The following is a 20,342-nucleotide window of genomic DNA, read 5'->3' as shown; positions in this document are numbered from 1 at the left end:
AAACTCATAATCTCCCTCTTTTTTAAAGCTATCTTATGAAGTTTAAAAAGTATATTTGAACAAAAATAACGAACTATGCACATTGTCTGCACTCGAACACCTTAGGTTTGTCGTTTGATACTACAATAACGTGAATAGTTCCCAATTTATTAATGAATAACGATACCCCTATATAATGATCACAGGCGAAATAAAATCTCAAATAGACAAAATCTGGAACGACTTCTGGACAGGCGGAATATCAAACCCACTTACGGTAATTGAACAATTTACCTATTTGATTTTCTTAAAACAACTAGACGACAAACAACTCCTGATCGAGAAACGCGCCAACATGCTTGGTGTTACCACCGATAAAGCTATTTATACACCAGAGCAAAAAGAATTGCGTTGGAGCAGCTTCAAGGATAAAGATCCTGAAGTAATGTTTGAACTATTCACACGTCCGCAAAGGCATTTGAATGACGTGACTGTTTTTGACTTTATGAAAACCCTAGGTAAAGACGGTGGTGCTTTTACGGAATACATCAAAGGCGCAACTTTTATGATTCCTACGGCTAAATTACTAGACCGTGTGGTACAGCAAATTGATAAATTACCACTTAACAATCGTGATACCAAAGGTGATTTGTACGAGTACATGTTAGGTAAAATTGCCGAAGCGGGAACCAACGGACAATTCCGTACCCCGCGTCACATCATTCGCATGATGGTTGAAATGACCCAACCCAAAAAAGACGATACAATTTGTGACCCATCTTGCGGAACTGCGGGTTTCTTGGTAGCCGCCTCACAATACATACACGAGAAACACGAAGATTGGTTTATGGAAGAAAGCTTCCGGAATCATTACAACAAGAATATGTTCAACGGAATTGAAATAGATCCATCGATGATGCGTATTTCGTCCATGAACTTGCAATTGCACGGCATGGAAAACCCAACGCTTATTGGTAACAGCGCTTTGAGCGAAAGCGGTGCCATTAGTAGTCAGTATTCCTTAATTTTAGCCAATCCCCCTTTTAAAGGCGCATTAGATTATGATGAGGTGGAAAGCAGTTTACTGGCGGTGACCAAAACCAAAAAAACGGAATTATTATTCCTGGCATTGATATTACGCCAACTCAAACTGGGCGGACGAGCAGCAGTGATTGTGCCCGATGGTGTATTATTTGGTAGCAGTGCCGCACACAAAAGTATTCGGAAGGAACTGATAGAGAACCAGCAATTACAAGCCATAATCTCTATGCCAAGCGGTGTTTTCAAACCTTATGCCGGAGTCAGTACCGCTATTCTATTCTTTACGAAAACCAACTCAGGTGGTACTGAGAACGTTTGGTTTTATGACATGCAAGCCGATGGTTTTAGCTTAGATGATAAACGCAACCCTTTAATCACCGAAGAGCAATTAGAGCAATCTTTCAATAATCCTGACAGCGTTGCAGTCGAGCTAAACGGGAAAAGCGATATTGCTTCAATTCTATCAGAATGGGCGGTTATTAATACACAGCAAACAGCGGACAACCACCAAGACCGTACTCAAAAATCATTCCTTGTCCCTAAAGCTGATATTGTTGCCAATGATTATGACCTGAGCATTAACCGTTACAAAGAAGTAGTCTATGACAATGTAGTCTATGAAAAACCCGCTACACTAATGGCCGATATCAAAGCGATTGATAGCAAAAGACAACAAGCGATTCTTGATTTAGAAAAAATGTTAAGGTAATGGAGAAAGTAACATTAAAAGAACTTTGTTTTATGCAAAGTGGTGGAACTCCCTCACGAAAGAAATTAGAATATTACGTTGGAGATATTCCATGGGCAAAAATTAGTGATTTAGAAAAAACTAAGGATGGTTACATATCATATACGGAAGAACATATTTCTATAGAAGCCTTGAAATCAATTAACAATAGATTCTTTAAATCGGGAACTCTACTATTAGCAATGTATGGCTCCGTTGGAAAAACTGCTATTACTAAAATTGATTTAACGACAAATCAAGCAATTTTAGGTATTAATATTCTCGGTAAAAGTAAATTAGATATAAAATATTTAAGATTTTGGTTTACTACTATTAAGGAGCAATTATTAGATAGAGCAGTTGGAGCAGCGTTAGCTAATATATCATTAGGTATCGTAAAAGAACTCGAAATCCCACTTCCTCCACTCCCAACCCAACAAAAAATAGTCGCCATTCTCGACAAAGCTGATGAATTGCGTCAATACAACAGACAACTCATCGAGAAATACGATGCGCTAACGCAAAGTTTATTTTTGGAGATGTTTGGGGATCCAGTTCATAATAGCAAAAAATGGGAAATAACACAATTTTCTGAAGTTGGAAAGTTAGACCGAGGAAAATCAAAACATAGACCACGCAATGCTCCCGAATTATTAAATGGTCCTTATCCTTTAATACAAACTGGGGATGTTGCCCGTTCTGGTGGATATATCACTCGTTTCAAATCAACTTACTCTGAATTTGGATTAAAACAAAGTAAATTATGGCCAAAAGAAACTCTATGTATTACGATTGCTGCAAATATTGCTCAGACTGGAATTTTAACATTTGAAGCCTGTTTTCCAGACAGTGTTGTTGGTTTTGTTCCAAACGTAAAAACAAATAACATTTATGTTCAAAACTGGATGTCTTTTTTACAAGTTATGATTGAGGAGAAAGCACCAATGGCGGCACAAAAAAATATAAATTTAGCAATACTAAAACAGTTAGACTTTATGTTACCACCTATCACCCTCCAAAACCAATTTGCAGAACGTGTACAAGCAATCGAAGCCCAAAAACAACAAGCACAAGAAGCTTTGGAGAAAAGTGAACAGTTGTTTCAAGGATTATTGCAGCAAGCGTTTAAGGGAGAGTTGAATTAAAAAAAAATACTATGGAAACACAATCAGTATTACAAATCCAAAAATTAAGAGACCAAATCAAAGAAAAATTAAATTCATTTGATTCTTCACAATTCAACAACACTAAATTTGGTAATGAAAATGAATACAATGGGAAAAGTATTTATTTGGGGCTTGATGCTATATTGATAGATGTTTCCTATTTCTTAAAATCTCATAATATTTTTATTCAAGTCTCGACACTAGAGGAAAGAAACAGTATAATAAATCATATGACAAATATACTTTCTTATATTGAATCACCACAAACGCTGTTTAAATTCATCGACAGTCTAAAAATAGAATTAAGAAAATACAATGTTCGCAACAATAAAGAGAGATGGGAGCACTTCCAAGATATAAATAGAGAACTTTTAGAACAAACAAATCAGTTTAAAGCAGCATTAATTTTTATAAATGAAATAAAAGAAGAGGCAAGCAATTCAAATACTTCAGTCGAAGAAAAATTAGATGCCATAACTAAAAAGTTCAAAGAACTGGAAGAAAAAATTGCGGAGGTTGAAGAGGTTAAAACATAAACAGTAAGTAATTCTGAAAAGTTAAAAACCATAAATACTGCACTTGATAAAGTAAAAGAACTGGCTGATGAAAACTTAGAAGGAATAGTTGAAAGTTACAACGAAGCCAAAAACAATGAGAAAATCATAAATTCCTTTGCTTTAAAAGTTCAAGAAAGAGACAACCGTATTGGAGAATTACAACAACTTACAGAAGAAAATAAACAAAAATTAGCTAATTATAATACGGAAAGAATAACGATTTTAGAAGAAGCTAAAGAGTTAATTGACAAAGCAAAAACGGCATTAAATTACAAAACAGCCGAAGGTATTAGTGCTTCATTTAGTACGCAATTAGTAAATGCTAAAAAATGGTACTTTTCTTTATTCTGGATTTTGGGTGCTTTCTTATTCATAATTATTGGTATTAGTTTAGGAGTGTGGATGTTAACTGATTTGACAGACAAATTACACATCATAATTGGACGCATAGCTTTGATTCCCTTTCCTATCATAGGAGCAATATTTTGTGCCAATCAATATGTCAAACAAAAAAACATTATTGAGGATTATGCGTATAAAATGGTTTTAGCTAAATCAATTGTAGGTTTCTCTGAACAGCTCAAAAAAGATTCTTCAGAAGATAAAGGCGAATACATTCATTACATGAAAGTAGCTTTAGAAGAAATTCACAAAGACCCTTTGAGAAGAAGAAATCAGAATCAAAAATTACCAGAAAATAAAATTGAAAATTTTTCAATAAAAGATATTGTTGAGATGGCAGAAAGAATAGTGAAAATTGGAAAGTCTTAATAGATAACCCTACTAGGAATCTAAAAAGCCAGCAATTGTTTCAAAGTTTATTGCAAAAAGCGTTTAAGAGAGGGTTAGTGTAGTTAAAAAAGCTAAATTTGAAATCACCGTACTAAAAGACAAAGGTTGAAACGAGCTAAATAATTCGATGTATTACCGACAATTCAAAAAAGTAAAAAATGAAAGATTTAAATAATTCGTCCATAGATAGAAAAAATATACTCAACAATAACCTAGCAATACAAGAGGTATATAAAAATATTGGTTTTTACGGAATAAAATTTGAAGAAAAATACCGCTTTACTAAGCAACAAGTAGCTCAATACTTTGAGGTTGATGTACGCACAATTGAACGCATTTTAGAAGATCACAAAGAAGAATTTATACAAAGTGGTTATGAGGTATTCGCAGGACTTCGATTAAAGAAATTTAAAGAAACTGTACTAGAAAATGTCCCCGACACCAATGTCGGAGACATAACCGAAAGTCCCGAAAACACTGATCTTATCAGTAAAGCACCTAGTCTTGGAATTTTTACCTATAAAGCATTTTTAAATTTAGGAATGTTGCTCAGTAATTCTGATAAAGCCAAAGAACTCCGTTCTGCAATACTAGATATTGTGATTGATGTATTAAACAAAAAATTGGGCGGAAATACCAAATATATCAACCAACGAGAAGAAGAGTTTGTACCTAGTGCTATTAGAGAGTACAACTATCGCCAGGAATTTACAAATGCTTTAGATACCTACATTACCGAAAACAAATTTAAATATGCACAACTGACAGATAAGATATACAAAAGTATATTTAAAGAGAACGCCAAAGAATACCGTCAAATATTAAAATTAAACACCAAAGAAAGCATTAGGAACACTATGTATTCAGAAGTCCTAGATCTAATTTCCAGTTACGAAAATGGCTTCGCAGATTTTTTAAAAAAGAAGTATAGCAGTAAAGGTTTGAAATTATCACTTTCTGAAGCACATCTTTTATTCAAAGAATTTGAAGAATTAACACAAGCTGTTTACAATCCATTAAGAGAAAAAGCACGAAGCTTAATGGCAAGTCGTGATATGGTATTCCGCGATGCGCTTCATGAAAAACTTAAAGAATATGTAAATGCCGTAAGTGCCGAAGATTTCGATAAATTTTTAGGCGAAAAAAGCAAGTCATTGGAAGCACGATTAGAAGAAAATAAAGAGGTTTTCAAACGATTAAAAAACAGATAATCATGGATCTAGAATATTTTACTTCAGAATATGCTATCAAAACGCATGATAAAATAATTGAAATTTCAGGTGGGAATCCAGGAATAAAAATTTTTGGAAATATAGATAGTCCATTATATCATATGCAAAATGATGATTATTATCCAACTTTTGAAGAAAAATTAACGCATTTAGTCTTCTCTTTCAATAAAAATCATGGCTTCAATGATGGAAATAAAAGAACTTCTATCGCTTTAGGTTTGTTCTTTTTAATAGTCAATGATTTGGACGTGTTTTCTAATAAGTTTGTAATGGAAATGGAAAATATTGCAGTAACAGTGGCTGACAATATTATCGATAAAAATTTACTCTTAGAGATTATTTATTCAATAATTAATGATGAAGATTACAGCGAAGAATTAAAACTAAAAATAGTTAATGCTTTACAGCTTATAGTTAAAAATGAGGAAACAGTCGAGCTGAATTTTGGGCTTGATAATTATTACCAATTTTTATAATTTATCAATCAGAATGACTCTTTCAACAATTTGGAGGAGCTTAGTCACTTTTTAAACACACTTAGTGACCCAAGCTAGTGACCAAGCTAAATCCATTGATAGCAAGGGAACAGGGGTTCGGGAGAACATCTTAGCAAAACTTAGTGACCAAGCTAGTGACCAAGCTGTTCAAATTATAGAAAATGATCTTAATGATAAAGCTCTGACTATTCTGAATATTTTAGACGAACCAAAAAAGAGAGTGGAAATTCTCGAACACATAAACCTCTCAAATCACTCCAGAAATAGAGAAAAATATTTAGATCCTTTAGTAAAACTAGGATGGATAGAAATGACTATCCCAGAAATACCAACACATCAAGACCAAAAATACAAACGTAGTATTCAAGGAGAAATACTCCATAAATTGATCGTTCAAGGAAATTGAAAATAATGTAGTACTTTAGCTCTATTAAGATACGTTTATGCAAAGCAATTTTACCTTTCTACATCAAGAATTTCCAGAAATCTACCGAGAGATTGTAGAAGCCGAAAAGCACACCTTTACGGCACCACGGTACGCTGCATTGTTGTGTAGAAGTACTTTGGAAAAAACGATGTTTTGGTTATACAAAAACGATGAAGATCTAGAACTGCCGTATGATACTAAATTAGGAGCCCTACTCCACAATGAAAGTTTCAAAAACATACTTAAACCAAGTATGTTGATGGAACTAGATATCATACGCCTGAATGGTAATAATGCAGCACATGGCAAAACCGTAAAAGCCTTAGATGCCTTACAATCGTTAAAAAATAGTTTTCGTTTTTTGACTTTTCTAAGTAAATATTACAGCGAAAACAATCCCAATATTCCAGCTTTTGAGGAAGGAGTAATTCCCTACGGAGACACTAACGATAAAAACACCAAACAACTCCAAGCACTAGCCGAAAAGCTAGAACAAGAACGTGCAGAAGCACAGAAAGCACTAAAACTACAAGAAAAACTAGCCGAAGAAAATGATTCCTTGCGCAAGCAATTAGAAGAGCAATTACAACTCATTGCCGAGCGTAAAGAAGTTCGTTTTCAAGAAACAACAGTAGAACAGGCCATTCCGGAATTAACTTCGGAACACAACACACGACTTATTCTAATCAATTTATTATTAAGAGAAGCCGGTTGGGATAATTTTCGTGAAGGCCGAGAAATCGAATTTGAAGTAATCGGAATGCCCTTAACCACCAATCCATCAGGCAAAGGTTTTGTAGATTATGTATTGTGGGGAGACAATGGGCTACCATTAGCAGTGGTCGAAGCCAAAAGCACAATCCACAGTGCCGCAAAAGGAAAACATCAAGCCAGTTTATATGCGGATTGTTTAGAAAAAAGTACAGGGCAGCGTCCTGTTATTTTTTACAGTAATGGTTTTGAAACCCATCTTTGGGACGATACTTTTTACCCAGATAGAAAAGTGCAAGGCTTTTATACCAAAGAAGAGCTACAACTTTTAATAGAAAGACGATTCAATCGTACAGATTTGCGAGAGTTTAGAGTCAATACCGATATTGCGGGAAGGTACTACCAACTGGAAGCGATACAAAGGGTAGCCGAAAGTATGGTGACAAATCACCAAAATCGGCTAAAAGGGAAAAGTAGAAAAGCGTTATTGGTAATGGCGACAGGCAGCGGAAAAACAAGAACCGCTGCGGCAATGGTAGATATGTTTACCAAATGCAATTGGGCAAAGAAAATATTGTTTTTAGCTGACAGAACAGCCCTAGTAACCCAAGCCAAAAATGCGTTTAAAGAACATTTACCCCATTTGTCGGCAATTGATTTAACCAAAGAAAAAGAGGATAATGGTACTAGAGTAGTGTTCTCTACCTACAAGACAATCTTGAATAAAATTGACAACCTTAAAAACGAGGATGAACGGTTTTATGGAGTAGGCCATTTTGATGTCATTATCATTGATGAAGCCCACAGGTCAGTATATTCAAAATATCAATCCATTTTCTCTTATTTTGATAGTATCCTACTAGGATTAACAGCAACTCCAAAAAAGGACATTGACCATAATACTTACTCTCTATTCGAAATTGAAGATGATAACCCAACCTATGCTTACGAGCTAAATAAAGCTGTAGCAGATAATTTTCTAAAACCACCACATGCCTTTAAGATACCGCTCAAATTCCCTAGAGAAGGAATTGTTTATGAGGATCTTTCTGAAGCTGATAAAACAAGATTCAGAGAAATTTTCGGTGTGCAATTTGGCGATGAAAATGAGGTAGTAAATGTAAATAAAAACCAAATCAATACTTGGCTGTATAATAATGATACCATTGATAAAGTACTAGATTATTTAATGACTAATGGTCAGAAAGTAGCTGGTGGTGACAAAATAGGTAAAACGATTGTTTTTGCTAAAAACCATAAACATGCCGTGTTTATCGAGGAGCGTTTCAATAAAAATTATCCGCAGTATGGAGGGAACTTTTTAAGAGTAATTGACAACTACGAAGAAAAAGCACAAGACCTTCTGGAGAAATTCTGTTTTGACAAAGGAGATGAAAAAGACCCACAAATAGCCGTATCTGTTGACATGATGGATACCGGTGTGGATGCACCACGTGTATTGAATTTAGTTTTTTTCAAAGAGGTAAAATCGTTTTCAAAATACTGGCAAATGATTGGGCGTGGAACGCGCTTATGCCCTGATATTTTCGAACCAGGAAAAGACAAAGAATATTTCCTACTCTTTGATTTCTGTGGAAATTTTGAATATTTCGGTGATAATCCAGATGGCGAAACACAGAAAACGAGTCTTTCATTATCGCAACAAACTTTTAATACAAAACTTAAAATTGTGATGGCAGTTCGCTTGTTAGAAGATCCAACAGCTGAGCAAGATAATATCCAAATCCAATTTACAGACGATTTACATCAATTGGTAGATCATTTAGATGACAGTCGTTTTGAAGTGCGCAAACATTGGAGATATGTTAAAGAATATAAAAATAGGGAACGTTGGAATAATCTTATTCAAGGCGATATCCTCAACATTCAAAATAACTTATCTCATTTAGTAGATTACAACAAGGATAAAGATGAGTTTGCCAAACGGTTTGACTTGTTGGTTTATAAACTACAATTGGCATTAATTACCGGAAACAAAGCCCAGGTAAAACATATAGAAAACATATTCACCATAGCAAATATGTTGTTTACCAAACGAAATATCCCGGCCGTACAATCCAAAATTACGACCATTAAAAAAATACAAAACGAACAATTTTGGAGTACCGTTAATGAACAACAGTTAGAGGAGATTCGTCAAGAGATTCGTGAGTTACTACAGTTTCTAAAAGATGAAAAGAAACTTGATCCTATATACACGTCTTTTACAGACGAACTCGATTTAGATAGTGTGCAAGAAGTTGATATAATGGCAACATACACAAGTTTACAAAGCTATAAAGACCGTGTAGAAGCCTTTATTAGAAAAAACAAATCCCATTTGGTTATTGATAAATTGTACAAAAATTCACCCATTACTGAAAACGAATTAGAAGTATTGGAAGATTTTTTATTAAAAGAGGCCTTAGAAAGTAAAGATCGTTTTACCAAAGAATATGGCGAACAGCCTTTAGGAAAGTTCGTTCGAAATATCATTGGCTTAGACATAGAAGTCTCCAATCAATTGTTTGCCAATTTTATTTCTAAAGGGAATTTGAATGCCAATCAAATTACATTTATTCAAAAAATGATCACCTACCTCAACCAAAACGGAACAATCGAAAAGAGCTTATTAACGCAGGCACCTTTCAATGAAAATCACGGTGACGGTATTTTTGGTATTTTTCCTGAAGAGGATAAAGTGTTTAAAATCATTAAAGTCCTTAATCAGGTAAATGAGAATGCTGGGTTTGCTTAATCTAAGGTAACTATTGCTGTTGTGAGGCTGAGCGAGGTCGAAGCTAATAATTAGCTAAACTCGTTTGCAATCGTTGTTTGATAATTGCTTTAAAAGAATCGGGAGCCATTACTTTTAAACCTTCTCCAAAAGACAAAATTAATTTTTCCAATTCATAATTTGGAATTACGGCTATCGAAAAAGTAAAACCAGTTTCATCATTGGTGATGTTTTTCTGTGATCCGTGTATGGGTTTGGTTATAATGTATGGAGCTAAATCTATTGCAGCATGCAGGGTGATTTTTGTAGCCGTACCATCTTGAGGAATAGAAACACCTATGACATCATCAAAATGCTCATTAAAATCAATAACAGTCATCTCATATATTTTATCAACTTCAGTAAAAGAAACAATTCTATCCAAAGCCAGATTAGTCAAATTCATAAATTCAACTCTATTGCCTATCAAAAACCAACGATTGTTATACTGTTTTAGATAATACGGATGAATTTCAAAACTAGTTACAGCCTCGCTTTTAAAAGATTGATAGTCAACTCGTAATACTTTTTTTGTAAAGTATGGCATTAAACAAATCACCCAGAAAATGAATGTTTTTTAGATATTCATTAGCATCAAAATTGATGATTTCTCGATCATGCGATTGCAGTTTAAATGCTTCTTGTAATTTCAAAATCAATTCATTTACCCATTCAAACTGTGGCATCCCTTTAAAACGGGACAAAACCAACAAAGCAGCTTTCAATTTTTCGGCCTCCACTTCATTCATGGGTTGCTTGTTAATAGAAAAATCGTGCGTTTCATAGCGATAATACACTTTCCTCCCTTCTTTTATTCGTTCTAGCGGCACAGACCATCCCTGACTACTTTCCATAAACTTAATGTCTTCAAAAAGCTGACGTTTTTTTATGCCTTCCGCATTCGGATTCAACTCGTACAAAGCAGCATTACAATACGCTAACAAATCTTCTAAATAAAATTGTTTCCCAAAATTACTAAAGCATTTGTCTAAAGCGTGAAAACGAATAAGTGCATTTTTATTGACGGCCATGGCTATAAAGTTTGATGAAGTAAATATAAATACAAACGATGCAAATAGACTGCACCACTAGAAAATAAATTTGTAATCTAATTTAAAAAGAACACAGTATGTACAAGAAAATTATGATTATCGCAGGGATTTTGACTTTTATGTTTAATGGAAATGTATTTGGCCAGGAAATTAAATTTAGTGATTTGGCATCATCAAGCAGAGGTGAATTCACTACTTATATTAGTAAGGATGGATCACTTTATAAAATTGGGGATCGAATAAAAATAGGCGTACCTTCATCTAATAAGACATTTGCTTTTATTACGGAAGGTGATGGTTTTTTATTGCCAATTACTCCTCTTTTAGTGCAAGCCAGTGGACAAGAAAGCGAAATCAAAAGGATATTCGTTACAGGAAATAAAAGAGCTGGATATTCCGTTGCTTTTAGAACAAAAGGCATTACAGGTTTATCAAACTATTCGATTATGGTTGAAAATGCAATTGAGACTGGAGAAATTATATCCTTTGGGATGACCAGCAATGAAGCATTAAAGGCATTAAAGGAAGCAAAAGACAAATTAGATCTTGGGTTAAAAACTCAAGAAGAATATAATGCCTTCAAAGCAGAATTAGTAAAATATATAAAATAGAAACTATTGGAAAAAGCTTTTAAACAAGCAGCTTCCCGTTTTTGTAAATAACTTCCAACTATAAAGATTGTATTATAGCCAAAAGAAAGTCTATTTTTATAATATATTAGGAATAGACTTTCAAATATACGCATGTTGTGAATAGCATTTCAATTATTCTATTATCAATACCCTATTTAAAAAAAATATAAATATGAAAGTTTTATCCATTGATTTCGAAAACTGCTTTGGCATTGGAAAATTACAGCACGAATTTGACTTTAGTAGCTCAAATTCTTACTTAATATATGCCCCAAATGGCACGATGAAGACCTCTTTTGCGAAAACGTTAGATCTGATTGCTAAAAATGATAAAAAAAATCAACCGAAAGACCGAGTACACACTAAGAAGTCAAAATTTGAAATTTTAGCAGACGGTGAAGAAATCAACCATAATACTATTTTGGTAGTAAATGCAGAAGATAATTCTTTTGATGCAACACAGAAAATAACATCATTTATTGCACGTAAAGAGCTCAAAGAAGAGTATGACTTTATCTATTCAGAACTAAATACAGCGAAAACAGAACTTCTAAAAAAGCTTAAAGCCATATCACAAAGTTCAGACTGCGAGGGAGAATATATTGGGACATTCAATGATGATGATGACAATAATAACTTCTTTGAAGTTTTGTCAAATCATGTACATGACCTGCTAGATGATGCACCCAAGATTTCATTTAAATATAATAGCGTATTTGACTCAAAAGGAACAGTGAAAAATTTCCTAATCAAAAATGAAGAATTGCTTGATAGCTACATTAAGAATTATAATGAAATATTGTCCAATTCAAAGCTATTTAAACTTACGGGCAGTAATAATTTTGGTACTTATCAAGCTAGTGAAATGTTAAAATCTATTGAGGATAATTCATATTTTGAAGCGGGTCATAAGTTTGTTTTAGAAGATGGTACGGAAATTAATGACTCCGCTGAATTAAAAAAATTATTCGAAGAGGAAGTTGAGAAAATTCTAGCAGATGAAAAACTAAAAGCCTCTTTTGAAAAAGTTGACAAAGCCATTGGCGCAAACACTGATTTGAGAGCATTCAAAAAAGTAATTGAAAAAGACAATTCTCTTTTAGTAAACTTAAAAGACTACAATGGTTTTAAACAAAAGGTATGGACAAGTTTCTTATCTGAGATCAAGAGCGAAGCTGAGTCACTAACTATACTCTATAATAAACAAAAGCAAAAATTAGAATCAATTATAAATGAAGCAAATAAAGAACTTTCCTTGTGGAGTGATATTATTCAGAAGTTCAATAACCGATTTTACGTACCATTTGAAATTAGAATAGGAAACCATCATAATGTTATTCTTAAACAAGAAGCTGCAAATCTAGAATTTATTTATAAGGATAGGGATGAAGAGCCTTCGAAACAGACTAAAGAAAATTTATTAAAAATACTTAGTAAAGGAGAACAAAGAGCCTATTTTATTTTACAATTTTTATTTGAGATTGAATCAAGGAGAATTTCTGATGAAATAACCTTATTAATTTTTGACGATATAGCAGATTCTTTTGATTACAAAAACAAATATGCTATAATTGAATATATTAGGGATTTACATTTTTCTGAAAAGTTTAAATCAATTATACTAACACATAATTTTGACTTTTACAGAACTCTTTCTTCAAGACTTGCATTGTATAAGTATACCTACATGGCAACCAGAAATTATGATAGATCTATTAATTTAGAAAAGGGACTTTATATGAATGACCTTTTCAAAGAATATTTAAAGAATCATAAGGAGCCTAAAGTTTTTATCAGTTTAATAGCGTTTGTTAGAAATTTGATTGAGTACACCGATTCGTCGAAATCAGAAGACTGCCTGACACTAACTAGTTGCTTGCACCAAAAAGAAGATTCGGAGACTATTAATTTACATAAAGTTTTTGCTATCTTTAAAAATCGTATCAAAAAGCTAGACGACATTGAAATTGCTTTCAACGGTGATGAAAAAATTTTAGACTTCATTTTTTCAACTGCCGACTCGATCGAAAATGAAGATGGTATAAACGAAATTTTATTGGAAAATAAAATTGTACTGGCAGTTGCTTGCAGATTGAAAACTGAACAGTATCTTATAAAATCTTTACCTGAATCTGATTTAACCAAAATAAAAGCACATCAAACAAGAGAATTATCCTCGCAATATAAAGTAAAATATCCCGAAAGCAAAAACTTAAAAATTATTGACAAAGTGAATTTAATGACACCAGAAAATATCCATATTAATGCGTTTATGTATGAGCCTTTAATAGACATGTCTGTTTATCATTTAATCGATTTATATAAGGATATAAAAGAATTAAACTAAGGCCAATTATTTTATTATTTACGTTTGGACATAACAAGTTAAATAACCTATTTTTGTAATACTAAACAACTCATAGTGATTTAAGTAAATGATTTTATTAATTTAAATCATCAAACTATGAAAAATTGTATAGCGTGTGCTGGTCATAGACCAATTTTTGTAAGAGCTTATTTGAGAATGCGCTTCGGCCGTTTAGAAAATGTAATTCAACATTGTAGGTCTTATCCAGGCCAGTACAGATTATTTTAGAAAGTAGGGTTTCGCGACCCTACTTTTTTTATAAACCTTTGGCATAGGTAATTTTATGGATAGCAATATAAAAGGAAATATAGGTGAGGATTTTGTAAATGAATTAGCATTCAAATCATTTTTAAAGTATTGGTGTTATCCTAGTCCAAAATTTGAAAATGGGAATAAAAAAGAAATCTGCGATTTATTAATTATATTCGACAATGTTTGTATTATATGTTCTGTTAAAAACTATGAGTTTAAAGGTAACTATGATAGGTATCTCAATAAAACTATAGAAAAAGCTGTTAGGCAAATTAAAGGGGCACATAAAATCTTATTTAACTCAACTGAATTAAAGATCAAACATCCAGATAGAACTATCGAAATTTTTCCTAAACTGAGCATATCAAAAATTTTCAAAATAATTATAAACCTAGGAGAAGGCTTAGACTTTTATGATATAACTCGGACAACAAAAGAAAATGATTTTATTACAATTTTTGATAAAGATACATTTAGAACGATAATTTGTGAACTTGATACTATTCCAGACTTTATAGATTATTTAGAAAAAAGAGAAAATTTATTTAAGTATAAAAATACAAAAATTCTAAATTCAAAATTTGCAAATGAATTCGCTAAAGCAGATTACTTACACTTAAATAAAAATCTAAATCAATCAATTACTATAATTGGCTCCGAAAAGGATTTACTATCATATTTTTTTAAAAACACAAGGAATTTTCCGGATACGTTAACTAAAGATAAATATGATAGTGCATTGTTAGATATTTCGGGTTCATGGGATGAATTCAAATTTTCGTATAAAACCATTAGGAAAGATAAGGCTGATACTATTAGCTACTTTGTCGATGGATTTGTTCAAAATGAAGTACTCAATAATGAGTATCCTTTAAAAGAATTAATTGCAAAAGAATTGTTATCACTAAACCGCTTACAAAGAAGGGCGATTGGAAATAAGTTTTTTGAATTTTATAACAGGATAAAACAAAATAATAACAGAGTTTTACATAGAAGATTTTTGGATCATGGAAAATTAGGTATTGTTCTTTTTAACTATTTAGATGAATCCGATATAGTACAATTAAGAAAGCTTTTCGATATCATATTTGAAACTTTCGCATATTACTATAAATATAAACACGAAACCTTTATACTAATTGGAATAAATAAAATCCCTCATTTTACTTATCACATATATAAAAACTATGAAGAGTTCAGTAAAGAGGACGAAGAAATTATACAAAAAAATATCAAAGAATTAAACTGGTTTACCAACTATAGCGAAAATACCGAAATTGTAAATGAGTTTCCAGAATAAAAGCTAAGCGTAACAAGGCTATAAATCAACTGCTATTTCATTAGTTGCAACTGACAATAAAGATCATTAGAATATACATTGCATTAAAGATTTTTATTTAACTTATTCAAATCTTCTATAAAATGGTTCGAGAATTGCCCCGTTATGGCTACACAAACAAACCCTTAAACATACATTCAGTTGCTAAAATTTTGTTTTTACTCATTTCATATGATTAAATCCATCACAATAAGTGTTTTTCTCTAAATTGATAAAAAAACAAGTTCTTTTCACCAGGCATAAGTATTTTTCACTTATTTTTGAATAATTAATTTTCACCAATAGGAATGAATAATAATCAATTTTCACTGAGAATAAGTATTTTTCACGGTCGTAAAGTACCTGAAGAAGGAATACTGGTAGGTTATGGCGCTTTAATAGAAGCTTTAGCTTTGGCTATGCCATTACCTAATCGTTTATCATTGATAAGTACTAAAAAACGTCAATATAAAACTGATCATTGGCAAGTGCTTACTTCTCGTCACGAACCAGAAGACACACTTTACAAACAATTGGTATTTGCTTTAAAATACGAAGGAATAAATTTATTGTTTTTTAAAAAACTATTTGAACAACTATCAGAAGAAACAATAACTTCATTGGTTCAAATAGAACCGCAAGGACAATACAGCCGTAAAGTTTGGTTTTTATACGAATGGCTTATGGGGAAATCACTTCCAATTCCAGATTTAAATAAAGGAAATTTCGTTACCCTAATTGATGAAGATATACAATTTGCTTTGCCTATAAGTACAAATTCCAGCCGACATCGTATAAAAAACAACTTGCCTGGTAATGTTAATTTTTGTCCGCTAATATTTAAAACTCAAAAGTTGAATGATTATATAGCTGATGATCTTTCCCGTAAAAAAAATATTTATTTAAACGAAATTCGCAAAGATGTCCTACAACGAGCATCAGCATTTTTATTGCTACAGGATTCCAAAGCATCTTTTACCATAGAAGGAGAAACTCCTACTAATAATAGAGCAATTAGGTGGGGAAAAGCCATAGGTCAAGCAGGTTCAAAACCATTAGAAAAAGAAGAACTATTGCGATTACAACAAATAGTGATAGAAAATAGTCGTTTCCTAAAAATGGGTTATAGGGACGAAGGGGGCTTTGTGGGGGAACATGACCGAGTTAGAGGAGAACCAATGCCAGATCATATTTCAGCAAAATGGCAAGATGTTGAAAAATTGATGGAAGGATTAATTGCAACTTATAAAAACATTGAAGAAACTGGCTTTAATGCTCTTTTGACAGCTGCAAAAATAGCTTTTGGATTTGTTTTTATTCATCCTTTTGTAGATGGCAACGGAAGAATACACCGATATATAATACATCATATTTTAAACAAAATGCAATTTGCACAACAAGGAATAATCTTCCCCGTTTCTGCTTCCATTTTAAATCATATTGATGATTATAGAATAGTATTAGAATCCTATTCACATCCATTGTTAGACTTTATAGAATGGAAAACTACAAAGTCGAACAATATAGAAGTTTTGAATGAAACGATTGATTATTACAGCTATTTTGACGCAACAAAACAAGCAGAGTTCTTATTTGATTGTGTTAACGATACTATTGTAAATGTAATCCCTATTGAGGTAAACTATCTACAGAAATACGATGCTATGAAAAAATATTTAGATGATGTATTTCAGATGCCCGACAAAACAGTTGCCTTGCTCATTCGCTTTTTAGAACAAAATAATGGAACACTTTCAAAAAGAGCTCTAGAAAAAGAATTTAATGTCCTATCTGAAATTGAGATAAAGGAAATTGAAGAAAATTACATTTCAATTTTTTATAACTAACTTTGTTTACTACACTAGATAAAACGAGCTTTAACTATCTTTATAATGTTAATATATCCACAAAAAAAAGAGTGAGGAAAAAGAGTGAGGAATAGTCAGAAAAAAAACAAAAATCGAAGCATTCAAGATTCGATAAAGTTCTATAAAATGGCAAAGTTAGGGTAAATGTAGAAAAAATAGCAATTTTCATAACCCTGAGGTCACGGGTTCAACTCCCGTCTTCGCTACACATAAACCCTTAAACATCAATTGTTTAAGGGTTTTTTATTTAATGAAATTTCCTCACTCCATGACGAATCGGAGTGACTAATATAAAATAACGAACGTGTTATCACATTAATAATGTGAACAATACACCTTACAAACCTCAGGAATATTACTATTCAGGCTTCTTAAGCACGGTATTCCTGTGATGTGTTGCATTATTAAATATACAACTTTTCTTCCTTTTACTAAAATTATTTGACTATTTTTGAAAGAACAAAACGGAAGTTTTTTCACAGACTGCCGTTATGTGCAAGAGCTGAAGAACCGTGGCGAATTCAGAAAGTTAGCGAAACAGAAAAAAATGACATTCAACGATTTAGTTAAATATGCAGTGAAAATGAATTATAGGATTGAGTCGCAAAAAGATTACAATGAACTAATCCTTGAAATTAATGATTTGATTAAAATTATAATGATATTTCCAAATGATGAAGTCGAAAAGAATTTAGGAGATCATGTAAATATAAATTGGGAATATACTGTAATTAACAAAGAGAATCAAAAAAAAATTCATAGCGATTGGTTAGACTATTATGGCGGCACACCAGAAACAAAACTTCAGGACATGAAAAATGATATTTTGGAATATATAAACAACTTTGCGTTACGAAAATTCGAAATTGTCGAAAAATCAGTTTTTTCGTTATTTGGAAAAAAGTTTTTAAGATATAAGGAATTAATTTTTCAAGATAATTAAAATATAAAAAAGCTCAAGCATATAATCGAGTAGACGGCTCCGCCCCTAATGGAACAGAGTGCGCCTCTCACGCCACCGTACGTAAGGGTCTCGTATAGGGCGGTTCGCAAAGTAATGGGTTAAGTTGAATGAAAACATCCTTCAATGATTGGTAGCCTTTCCTCTTGAGTCGTTGTAGGGTAATTATATATACTGAGTTTAATTATTAATATGTATTTTTGCCTGTCTTGGTGTCGGCAAAAAAGTTTAATATATTTTATTATCACAAGAATATAAATGAGATTGACTCCAATTATTCTCATTTAATAGAATTAAAACTCTAAAAATATGTGTATTGTCTTTAATTTGAGAAAAAATAAGTGATTTTCACCAAGTATAAGTATATTTCACTTACTTTTGAGTAATCATTTTTCACAAATACACATGGATATTAATCATTTTTCACTTAAGATAAGTGTTTTTCACGGCTACAAAACACCCGAAGAAGGAACTTTAGTGGGTTATGGTGCTTTGATGGAAGCATTTGGTTTGCCTATACCATTACCTGCTCGTTTATCATTAATAAGTACTAAAAAACGTCAATATGAAACTGATCATTGGCAAGTACTTACCTCACGTCATGAACCGGAAGATACACTCTATAAACAGTTAGTATTTGCTTTAAAATACGAAGGAATAAATTTATTATTCTTTAAAAAACTATTTGAAAAACTATCAAAAGAAGCAATAACTTCATTAGTACAATTAGAACCATTAGGACAATACAGCCGTAAAATATGGTTTTTATATGAATGGCTTACTGGTCAGACTTTGGATATTCAAGATTTGAATAAAGGCAATTTTGTTACTTTAGTTGATGAAGATCTACAATTTGCTTTATCCATAAGTGTAAATTCCAGCAGACATCGTATAAAAAACAATTTGCCTGGCACGGTTGATTTTTGTCCGTTAATATTCAAAACCCCTAAGTTAAACAATTATATAGTTGAAAATCTTTCAGGTAAAAACAATATATTTTTAAATGCTATTCGAAAAGACGTATTACAACGCGCATCAGCATCTTTATTATTAAAAGATTCCAAAGCATCCTTTACCATAGAGGGAGAAGTTCCTACCAATACTAGAGCAACTAGATGGGGAAAAGCTATAGGTCAAGCAGGTTCAAAACCCCTAGACAAAGAAGAACTATTGCGACTACAGCAAATAGTAATAGAAAATAGCCGTTTCCTAAAAATGGGTTTTAGAGATGAAGGTGGCTTTGTAGGAGAACATGACAGAACCAGCGGAGAACCTATACCAGATCATATTTCAGCAAAATGGGAAGATCTAGAAAAATTAATAGACGGAATACTTGCAACTTACAAAATTGTTGAAGAAACAGGATTCAATGCCGTTTTAGCTGCTGCAAAAATAGCTTTTGGATTTGTTTTTATACATCCATATGTGGATGGTAACGGCAGAATACACCGTTATTTAATACATCATATTTTAACCAAAATGCAATTTGCACAACAAGGAATAATCTTCCCTGTTTCGGCTTCTATTTTAAATCATATTGACTATTATAGAATAGTATTAGAATCCTTTTCACATCCATTATTAGACTTTATAGAATGGAAAACTACAAAGTCGAATAATGTAGAAGTTTTGAATGAAACGATTGATTATTACCGCTATTTTGACGCAACTAAACAAGCAGAATTCTTATTTGATTGTGTCAATGATACTATTGTAAATGTAATCCCTACTGAGGTAAACTATTTACAAAAATACGATGCTATGAAAAAATATTTGGATGATATTTTTCAGATGCCCGACAAAACAGTTGCCTTGCTCATTCGCTTTTTAGAACAAAATAATGGAAAACTTTCAAAAAGAGCTTTAGAAAAAGAGTTCAGTGTCCTATCTGAAATTGAGATAAAGGAAATTGAAGAAAATTACATTTCAATTTTTGATAACTAACTTTGTTCACTAACGCAATAAAACTGACTTTAACTTTCTTTG

At 32.3% G+C, this 20,342-nt stretch carries 16 protein-coding genes; 14 read left to right on the top strand and 2 right to left on the bottom strand.

Annotated elements, in window-relative coordinates:
• Nucleotides 1–175 precede the first annotated feature (175 nt).
• From BC961_RS11430 to BC961_RS11395, 8 genes are all read left to right on the top strand, one after another.
• A complete protein-coding gene (locus BC961_RS11430; protein WP_121925984.1) occupies nucleotides 176–1,729 on the top strand; it encodes a class I SAM-dependent DNA methyltransferase in 1,554 nt (517 codons plus the stop codon).
• On the top strand, nucleotides 1,729–2,892 hold the full coding sequence (locus tag BC961_RS11425) for a restriction endonuclease subunit S (RefSeq protein ID WP_121925983.1): 1,164 nt from the start codon (nucleotides 1,729–1,731) through the stop codon (nucleotides 2,890–2,892). Before BC961_RS11430 ends, BC961_RS11425 begins: the two co-directional genes overlap by 1 nt.
• Before the next feature lie 11 nt (nucleotides 2,893–2,903).
• Nucleotides 2,904–3,449 carry a hypothetical protein gene (locus BC961_RS11420; protein ID WP_121925982.1) on the top strand — a complete coding sequence of 182 codons (546 nt, stop codon included), beginning with the start codon at nucleotides 2,904–2,906 and terminating at the stop codon, nucleotides 3,447–3,449.
• A 375-nt stretch (nucleotides 3,450–3,824) separates the two neighbouring features.
• A complete protein-coding gene (locus BC961_RS11415) occupies nucleotides 3,825–4,241 on the top strand; it encodes a hypothetical protein (protein ID WP_121925981.1) in 417 nt (138 codons plus the stop codon).
• Between the two features lie 179 nt (nucleotides 4,242–4,420).
• Nucleotides 4,421–5,473: a DNA-binding protein gene (locus BC961_RS11410; RefSeq protein ID WP_121925980.1), complete on the top strand. Its 1,053-nt coding sequence runs from the start codon at nucleotides 4,421–4,423 to the stop codon at nucleotides 5,471–5,473.
• Between the two features lie 2 nt (nucleotides 5,474–5,475).
• The gene (locus BC961_RS11405) at nucleotides 5,476–5,970 is read left to right on the top strand and encodes a type II toxin-antitoxin system death-on-curing family toxin (protein WP_121925979.1); all 495 of its coding nucleotides are present in this window, start codon (nucleotides 5,476–5,478) and stop codon (nucleotides 5,968–5,970) included.
• A gap of 64 nt (nucleotides 5,971–6,034) precedes the next feature.
• Complete coding sequence (locus BC961_RS11400) at nucleotides 6,035–6,397, top strand: Fic family protein (RefSeq protein WP_121925978.1); 363 nt, start codon at nucleotides 6,035–6,037, stop codon at nucleotides 6,395–6,397.
• Between the two features lie 37 nt (nucleotides 6,398–6,434).
• Complete coding sequence (locus BC961_RS11395; RefSeq protein WP_121925977.1) at nucleotides 6,435–9,887, top strand: DEAD/DEAH box helicase family protein; 3,453 nt, start codon at nucleotides 6,435–6,437, stop codon at nucleotides 9,885–9,887.
• A gap of 43 nt (nucleotides 9,888–9,930) precedes the next feature.
• Here BC961_RS11395 and BC961_RS14845 read toward each other — a convergent pair whose 3' ends face one another.
• Both BC961_RS14845 and BC961_RS14840 read right to left on the bottom strand, forming a co-directional pair.
• The gene (locus BC961_RS14845) at nucleotides 9,931–10,452 is read right to left on the bottom strand and encodes a helix-turn-helix transcriptional regulator (RefSeq protein ID WP_245980911.1); all 522 of its coding nucleotides are present in this window, start codon (nucleotides 10,450–10,452) and stop codon (nucleotides 9,931–9,933) included.
• Nucleotides 10,418–10,936 (bottom strand): hypothetical protein, encoded by a 519-nt coding sequence (locus BC961_RS14840; protein WP_245980909.1) that lies wholly within the window; start codon nucleotides 10,934–10,936, stop codon nucleotides 10,418–10,420. The genes BC961_RS14845 and BC961_RS14840 overlap by 35 nt, the downstream gene beginning before the upstream one ends.
• A 98-nt stretch (nucleotides 10,937–11,034) precedes the next feature.
• Between BC961_RS14840 and BC961_RS14735 the strand changes: the two genes are divergently transcribed.
• The 6 genes from BC961_RS14735 (at nucleotide 11,035) to BC961_RS11360 (ending at nucleotide 20,300) form a co-directional block, all read left to right on the top strand.
• A complete protein-coding gene (locus BC961_RS14735; RefSeq protein WP_170151313.1) occupies nucleotides 11,035–11,568 on the top strand; it encodes a hypothetical protein in 534 nt (177 codons plus the stop codon).
• A gap of 193 nt (nucleotides 11,569–11,761) precedes the next feature.
• Nucleotides 11,762–13,936, top strand: coding sequence for an ATP-binding protein (locus BC961_RS11380; protein WP_121925976.1), 2,175 nt, complete (start codon nucleotides 11,762–11,764; stop codon nucleotides 13,934–13,936).
• A gap of 304 nt (nucleotides 13,937–14,240) precedes the next feature.
• Nucleotides 14,241–15,509 carry a hypothetical protein gene (locus tag BC961_RS11375; RefSeq protein WP_121925975.1) on the top strand — a complete coding sequence of 423 codons (1,269 nt, stop codon included), beginning with the start codon at nucleotides 14,241–14,243 and terminating at the stop codon, nucleotides 15,507–15,509.
• Between the two features lie 326 nt (nucleotides 15,510–15,835).
• Entirely contained in the window at nucleotides 15,836–17,374 is a 1,539-nt protein-coding gene (locus tag BC961_RS11370) for a Fic family protein (protein ID WP_121925974.1), read from the top strand.
• 472 nt (nucleotides 17,375–17,846) lie between these two features.
• A complete protein-coding gene (locus tag BC961_RS11365) occupies nucleotides 17,847–18,338 on the top strand; it encodes a hypothetical protein (RefSeq protein ID WP_121925973.1) in 492 nt (163 codons plus the stop codon).
• 423 nt (nucleotides 18,339–18,761) lie between these two features.
• A complete protein-coding gene (locus BC961_RS11360) occupies nucleotides 18,762–20,300 on the top strand; it encodes a Fic family protein (protein ID WP_121925972.1) in 1,539 nt (512 codons plus the stop codon).
• Nucleotides 20,301–20,342: the final 42 nt, after the last annotated feature.

Origin of the sequence: Flavobacterium weaverense, assembly GCF_003688495.1 — a bacterium.
Lineage (GTDB): Bacteria > Bacteroidota > Bacteroidia > Flavobacteriales > Flavobacteriaceae > Flavobacterium > Flavobacterium weaverense.
Note: the sequence above shows the minus strand (reverse complement) of the source record. Positions and strands in the feature narration are given on the sequence as shown.